Annotated in this window: 9 protein-coding genes and 1 pseudogene; 3 read left to right on the top strand and 7 right to left on the bottom strand. The window is 66.0% G+C overall.

Going from position 1 to position 6378, the window contains the following annotated elements:
- Positions 1-203 precede the first annotated feature (203 nt).
- Together QK444_RS30700 and QK444_RS30695 are read left to right on the top strand one after the other, a co-directional pair.
- The gene (locus tag QK444_RS30700; protein ID WP_282785590.1) at positions 204-371 is read left to right on the top strand and encodes a hypothetical protein; all 168 of its coding nucleotides are present in this window, start codon (positions 204-206) and stop codon (positions 369-371) included.
- A 135-nt stretch (positions 372-506) separates the two neighbouring features.
- Positions 507-1037, top strand: a complete 531-nt coding sequence (locus QK444_RS30695; RefSeq protein WP_282785589.1) for a hypothetical protein — start codon at positions 507-509, stop codon at positions 1035-1037.
- Between the two features lie 72 nt (positions 1038-1109).
- Here the strand turns inward: QK444_RS30695 and QK444_RS30690 are convergent, their stop codons facing one another.
- From QK444_RS30690 to QK444_RS30670, 5 genes are all read right to left on the bottom strand, one after another.
- A complete protein-coding gene (locus QK444_RS30690; RefSeq protein ID WP_282785588.1) occupies positions 1110-1688 on the bottom strand; it encodes a type VII secretion system-associated protein in 579 nt (192 codons plus the stop codon).
- Complete coding sequence (locus QK444_RS30685) at positions 1685-2560, bottom strand: hypothetical protein (RefSeq protein WP_282785587.1); 876 nt, start codon at positions 2558-2560, stop codon at positions 1685-1687. Before QK444_RS30685 ends, QK444_RS30690 begins: the two co-directional genes overlap by 4 nt.
- 274 nt (positions 2561-2834) lie before the next feature.
- Positions 2835-3230, bottom strand: coding sequence for a hypothetical protein (locus QK444_RS30680; protein WP_282785586.1), 396 nt, complete (start codon positions 3228-3230; stop codon positions 2835-2837).
- A gap of 423 nt (positions 3231-3653) precedes the next feature.
- On the bottom strand, positions 3654-3932 hold the full coding sequence (locus tag QK444_RS30675) for a hypothetical protein (RefSeq protein WP_282785585.1): 279 nt from the start codon (positions 3930-3932) through the stop codon (positions 3654-3656).
- Positions 3929-4303 carry a hypothetical protein gene (locus tag QK444_RS30670; RefSeq protein ID WP_282785584.1) on the bottom strand — a complete coding sequence of 125 codons (375 nt, stop codon included), beginning with the start codon at positions 4301-4303 and terminating at the stop codon, positions 3929-3931. The genes QK444_RS30675 and QK444_RS30670 overlap by 4 nt, the downstream gene beginning before the upstream one ends.
- A gap of 200 nt (positions 4304-4503) precedes the next feature.
- Here QK444_RS30670 and QK444_RS30665 point away from each other — a divergent pair, with 200 nt between their 5' ends.
- Positions 4504-5397 (top strand): alpha/beta fold hydrolase, encoded by an 894-nt coding sequence (locus QK444_RS30665; RefSeq protein WP_282785583.1) that lies wholly within the window; start codon positions 4504-4506, stop codon positions 5395-5397.
- A gap of 78 nt (positions 5398-5475) precedes the next feature.
- On the opposite strand, the gene QK444_RS30660 is transcribed toward QK444_RS30665, so the two are convergent.
- Positions 5476-6069, bottom strand: a complete 594-nt coding sequence (locus QK444_RS30660; protein ID WP_282785582.1) for a hypothetical protein — start codon at positions 6067-6069, stop codon at positions 5476-5478.
- 16 nt (positions 6070-6085) lie between these two features.
- Positions 6086-6378: pseudogene (locus tag QK444_RS30655) on the bottom strand (MCE family protein); the annotation flags it as partial.

Raw genomic sequence — 6378 nt, 5'->3', positions numbered from 1 at the left:
ACCGATCCGCTCCGCGCGCTGTCGAGTCGACCGGTACCCGCTCGGATGCTCCGGCCCGTACGGCCCGCCCGCAGCGCACGCGCGGCGGCGGTCAGCCCGCCGTCCGCCAGACCGGGCGCCGCTGATTCGAGAGCGGTTCGCAGCTCGCCAGACCGGCCGCCGCTGATCGGATCCGACGGATTGCTCCGCCGTTCGGATGGGCGGTGATCGGGTGGCTTACGCTGTCGCCGATCCGAGTGGTCGGTCCGGACTTGTATCGACAAGGCCTCAACCTGACCTATCGGAAGATCGCGAACAAGGTCAACTACTCGCATTCGACGTTGGCGCAGGCCGCCGGGCGAAAAGTCTTTCCCACCTGGGAATTGGCGTAAGCCCTGCGCCACGGCTGCGACGCAGACGGGACCTTTCGTTACAAGGTCGGCGGTCAGCACAAGAGCCGGAACAATGACGGGCTGCGGTATCTCGGTGTGTTCACAGGTACCCCGTCGCTGCACCAGACTAGCCCCATGACCTTGCACAGATTCTCCGTGCTGATTGCCAGCGGCGGCGCCCTCGCCTACGCCATCTCCAAGGTGGAGCTCACGATACGTGGTGAACTAGGTATGCCGGGCTTCCCCGCGCCCGCCTCCGCCTACGGTCAATTCGATCCCGTATCAGGGCAGTTGTCCAATGCGGGTGTCGGTGTCCTGACGGCTGCGTTGATCTTGGTGCTGCTGCGTCCTCCTGCCCGGCCGGTGTGGCGGGCGGCGTTGCTGTCTATCTCCTGGTTGGGCACGATCATCGTCGGTGTGGGTGTCGTCATCTTCACGCTCAGGGCCGCCGGGGTGGCACCTTCCCTCGGTGTTCCCGCCATTGGCTGGCAGTCCTGGGTGGCGCTGGTAGCTGGCGCGATATGGGTGGCGGCCTGGGCACTCGCCAACCTCACCGCCGCCACACTTTCTCGGCAAAGCAGCCGCGGGCTCTCGTCGAGCAAGCTCCTCACGCCGAGTCACCATCGCCGCCGGCACCGGACCTCGAGCCTCGGTGCCAACGAATAGGCCGCTGACCGCCAACCCGACAACCCCGCCCGTATCGCCGCAGCCGTCTACACGGCTGGGCACCCAATTCGTTCACAGGCCACTCAGAGGACCTCCGCCATCGCGACCCAGGCTCCGGGTTTCAGCCTCTCCCGCTCGGCGTAATGCGGCGGCCAGCAGACGAAATCGGTTGTTGTCACAGGGGTTCAGCAGGATGTCTGCGTGCGGGGGGACCACGGCGGGTAGGTCCCGTCCCGGGATCTGATACCAATGCTCGATATCGTCGAGGTGCTGCTTATGTATGGGGGAGGTGATGACGGGCACGCACGGGGCGCCATCCGGGGCCGCACCGATCAGCGGGTGTTTGCTTTCGTCGCAGCCGATTTCGACAACCGCGTCTCGGGTGAGCTGGACGAGTTCGGCGCCGAGGTCCGCACCTCGGGCCATGAGCCACAGCACGGCATCGATCGGGTCGGTGGGGGCGGCGGCGGCGGGTCGATATTGGGGGTTCGGATGGAAAAGCCCAGGAGTGCCGGATTCGTCGATGATGCCCCAGCTGCCGACGATCATCTCGTCCGGGATCGGGGTGCGTGAGTGTTGCGGGGTCCACTGCGGGTCCACGAGCAGATACCGGGCGCCGCGGCGAACGGTTCGACCGACGGATTCGTTCATCGTTCGGGCTCCCGATAGTGACGGACTTTCCAGTCAGGCTTTCCCTCCTCGGCGATGACACCGAGAATCGAATCCTCCGCGTCGATGGGCTGGGGTCCGACCAGCAATGGTGAGCCCCAGACGTCGCGATCGACTCCCGCGCTGTGCCAGGCCGCGGCCAGCGTGGGCCCGGCACCGCTATCGTGGCTGAACGTCCTGCACCCCAAAAGGAGGATTGGGCTGCCCGCGTTGCTGTCCAACGCCTGATGGAACATGTCCTTGGCCAAGTCGATCCGTGCGAGTCCTGAACCCGTGACCGTCACGATCTGACGGTCTCCGTCACCGCGGTCGAGCGCTACCGAGTAGTAATCACCGTCGGAGTGCACCTGCCTGTAGACCGGGTTGTGCCCTTCCTGGTACCACGATGCTTCTATTCCAGGACCGTAACTGCCACCGTCGGCCCGCGCCTCCAGAATGTGCCGGTAATGACTATCCGATTCACGGTCACGAGCCGAGGCCCATCCGGGAATTAGTTCATCGTTGGGATTGATGGGACAACCCATTCCGATCGGCTTGCCGTCGGCGTCGAAAAACTGTCGGCAGATTACCAATTCGGCGGGAAACGTGATCGGCTTACCTCGTTTGTCCCAGCCCGATACCGTGGAATCGGATGGAAGCGCAGTCACGGAGTCGTTGCCGGTGTCCGCCTGCCCGCGGATGGAGGCACCGGAATCGTTGTCCTGCAGGAGAATTCTTCCGCTGCTGATGTTCAGTGAGTCGCTCGTCGCGTCGAACATGCGCGCGAGTCCGGAGCACACCTGACCGGTGCAATCATTGAGCTTACCCAGAATCCGAGCGGCTGCGTCGATAAGCGTGCGGTTGTCGTACTTCATCGTCCCCCCGAGATAGCGCCCTTATCCCTCGATCGCGCCTGCACGTACCCTAGGAGTGGCACTGTACCGGCGATCCTTGCAGTCACCGCCCGTGGTAAACACTGCTCACGGTGGTTGGGTGATTCCGGCCCGGCTGCCCGGGCTCAGCCTCGACAAGGGCCGTCGTCCTGGAGAGATGGTGTTTTCGTATGCCGAGGCTACGAGCAGCCAGAATAACCAGTCGCTACATACCCGATCTGTGACGTCGGCTATCGGTGAATCCTGACGCCAGCCGTCATACGCCGCTGTTCGTATCGGTGAACCGTGATGTCACTGCCGATCGGTCCGGCGTCCGTCCGTCCATCCGGACTGTCGCACGCAGTAATCCGGTCGAGCGCGGCGAATGCCGTGTTCCGGGAGCGCCTCGTCGGCGGGCGGCGGAGTAGGACAGCGGGCGGCCGTGGCCGTTGATGGAGGCGCGGAACATCGGCCCGGACGTGTAGCCCGCACGCTCGAGGTACCGGCGCATGAGGGCGACGTAGCCGCGGTCGTCGAGCAGGACCGAGCGGACCTTGCCGACTCTGCCGTGGATGCGCAGGGCAAAGCGCAGCTGCGCTGTTCCCGGATGGTCGCATGCACCACCGATAAGAAGATTCGCCATAACCCCAGGTAGGGTGGTCGTTTGCTCCATGGTGGAACTCGGAAGTGGGCCATCACCCGACATGGTGGCCATCGTGATCGTTTCCGAACAGCGCCAATCGAACTCGGCTCCCGTGAAGACACGGCATGCTTATGCTCGCTGCCATGAGCGATGCCGGGGCAGATGAGATGCCGCATGCCCTTCCTGGTGCGAGGAGCACCTCGAAGGTGCCGATGCAGTACCCGACCCGCCCGAACGCTGGCAGATCCACACGGGGATGAAATCAACTCGCCCCCTGAGTATCTGCGGGCTCTGGCCGCTGACCATCTCGCTGAATCGCACAGATATCGCGGACGGTGGGATCGAGTCCTACACCATCGAACTGCACGTCGCGGAAGAGTCGGTCGCAAACCTGCCGAGGCGAGGTCCTGGCGCGGCTGCGCGCGACGGTCCGGCTCACTGTCGATGTCGCCGTCAGTACAGAATGCCCTGGGGCTGAACGCCGTTCGGGCAGGCGAAGGCGCCGACCGCGCCTGCGCCGTGCGGGGGGATGAGGCCCGATACGGCGTATTGGGGGCCGTTCGGGCATACCTCGGTGCCGGTGACGGTCTGCGGTTGGTCGGTGGTGTTGTAGCAGAACGCTCCGGCGCAGTAGACGCCCGCGGGGATGCCCGCGTTGGCGGTCGCGGTGGACAGTGCTACCGCCGACACGGTGGCCGCGGCGGCGAGCAGGCCGTATCCGAGTCGTCTCATGACGCGGCCTGCTGCTGCATCTCGGCCTCGGTGGCGGGGCGGGAGACCGATACCTGGGTCGGCATCTGGATGGGGCCGTGCAGGGTGATGCGCATCCAGCCGCCGGGCATCGACCCCGCGACGGCGGCGTCGCTGCTGATCGTATTGCCGACCTCGTTCTTTCCGGCCGGAGACCAGCCCGGGAGGGCGACCTGAGCGAGGGCGGGGCCCAGGTTCATGGACGCGACGGCGGCGGCTTCGCCCTGGTTCAGGGTCACCGATGCCGCGCCGGGCTGCGGGTCCACCGTGAGCGCCGAGGCCGTTCCGCTGCCGATGGCGGTCGCGATGCCCGCCGTGCCGAGTAGGACGAGTACTGCGGATTTCTTGTGCATTCGAACTCCCCTGTGCGAGTCGATGAGATCGCCACTCCAAATGAGCGGTAGCTAGATATTTGCTGACGTTCGTCGTTCGGGCTAGGTGTCGACCTCGTTTCATGAGCCTTCTCACAGGTGTGGACCAAACCGCGCTTGATGGTATGCACGTACCAAATACGTGGTACGTTGATACCATCAACGATGATGAAGGGGTGGCCATGGCCAAGATCGGGCGATTCGCCAATGACGCGGCGCGGGCGGAGTATCTGGCGATGTACGAGGCGGCGGAGGGGTTGTGGCCGCTGCCGGTGACGCAGGCCGATATCGCGACGTCGTTCGGTTCGACACATGTGCGGTGGTCGGGGGAGCGAGACGGGATCCCGATCGTGCTGCTGCACGCTGTCGGAGCCAACGGCCTGGCCTGGCATTACGTCATCGAGGATCTGGCTCGCGATCGGGTGGTCTACGCGCTGGACACCATCGGCACCGCGGGCCGGAGCGTGCAGACGGCACCACTGACCCGGGAAGCCGACTTCGCGGTGTGGGTGAACGAGGTGCTGGCGGGGCTGGGGCTGGAACGCGTGCACCTGGTGGGCTATTCGCACGGAGCCTGGCACGCGAGTCTGGTGGCGCTGCACGACGCGGGGCGGCTGGCCAGCGTGACGCTCGTCGAGCCGGGTGGGATGTTCACCAAGCCGCCGTGGCGTGTGCTGCTGAAGATGATCCGCTTCGGAATGGGCGGCCGCTCGGACGCGAATATGCGCAAGATGATGGCGTGGCTCAGCCCCGGCGTCGAGGTGACCGAGCAGGAGTTCGCGATCGCCAAGGCAGCCCTGCGCTACCGCATGCGGATCGGCTGGGCGCGGGTGCTGAAAGACGCCGAGCTGCGGGCGATCACGGTGCCGACGCTGGTCGTCTTCGGCGGCGACTCCCTGGTCACCGATGCCGAGGTGGCCACCCGCAGAATCGTCGAGAGCATTCCGAACGCTGAGACTCAGGTGTATCCCGGCCGGGGACACGGGGTGTTCTACGAGATTCCGCAGCGGGTCGCGGCGCGGATACTCGCCTTCGCCGCCCGTCACGAAGCGTCGAACAGCGCTGTCCCGGAATAGTTCTCCGCCGCGCAGCGTGCACGTCGGGCGGGGCGCGCCGGGTGGCTCACCGCAACGGCGGCTCACTTCGACGGCAGCTCACTTCAACGGCAGCGCGCCCTCCATGCCGCCCACATCGGTGACCTTCCAGTCGGCATTGCGGTCGACGGTGACGTTGTAGGTCACCGTCGTCTGCGCCCCGTCGGGGTTCTGGGCATTGGTGGAGCTGACATTGACGAAGACGTTGACCTTGTATATGCCACCGGATTCCGACACCACCTTGGCCGTGATGGGCATGGCGGTGGAGGTCCACCGCAGCGGCGCGATGATCTCCTGCAGGGCCGGGGCGCTGGCGTCGAACTTGTTGGCCAGCGCGGGTGCCGTGTTGTGCTTGAGCCGCACCACCCAGGCATCGAAGTCGGCGAAGTTCACCGTGGACGCCCCCACGGCGTAGTCGGTGGCCACCTGTTCGGCGCGGTCGGTGGCGGCGGCGACCGCGTCGCGCTCGGCGATGTCGTTGCGCGCCACCAGGAGCAGCACCCCGAACACGGCGGCCACCACCGTGACCACCGCGACCGCCGCGGCCCAGCGCAGCGTGGTCAGCGGAATGGCCACCGAGCGCGGAACCGGTCGCGCCCCGGCGGATTCACGTCCGCGTCGCGGGGTGGTGCGCTTGGTCAGATCGACGGTCATGACGGACTCCTGTCGGTCAGTTGACGGTTATCCGCAGGCGCAGCGTGCCGTCGGGTGTGGTGGCGTGCAGCGCCTGGGCGATGAGGCTGCCGAGATCGAGTTGGCTCACCAGCGGCGGAACCAGCGCCAGCACCGGTTCCAGCAGCGGGATCAGCGGTGTCAGTTCGGGTCCCATCCGGTCGACGCGGACGGTGAGCTCCCGCAGGAAGGGAGCGAGACCGATGGTGTCGGGAGTGTGCACCAGGAAGGATTCGGGCAGATTGCCCGCGCGGATGACGCGGGCGATGGAGTCGGCCACATCGATGACCC

Origin of the sequence: Nocardia sp. CC201C (assembly GCF_030010695.1) — a bacterium.
GTDB lineage: Bacteria > Actinomycetota > Actinomycetes > Mycobacteriales > Mycobacteriaceae > Nocardia > Nocardia otitidiscaviarum.
Note: the sequence above shows the minus strand (reverse complement) of the source record. Positions and strands in the feature narration are given on the sequence as shown.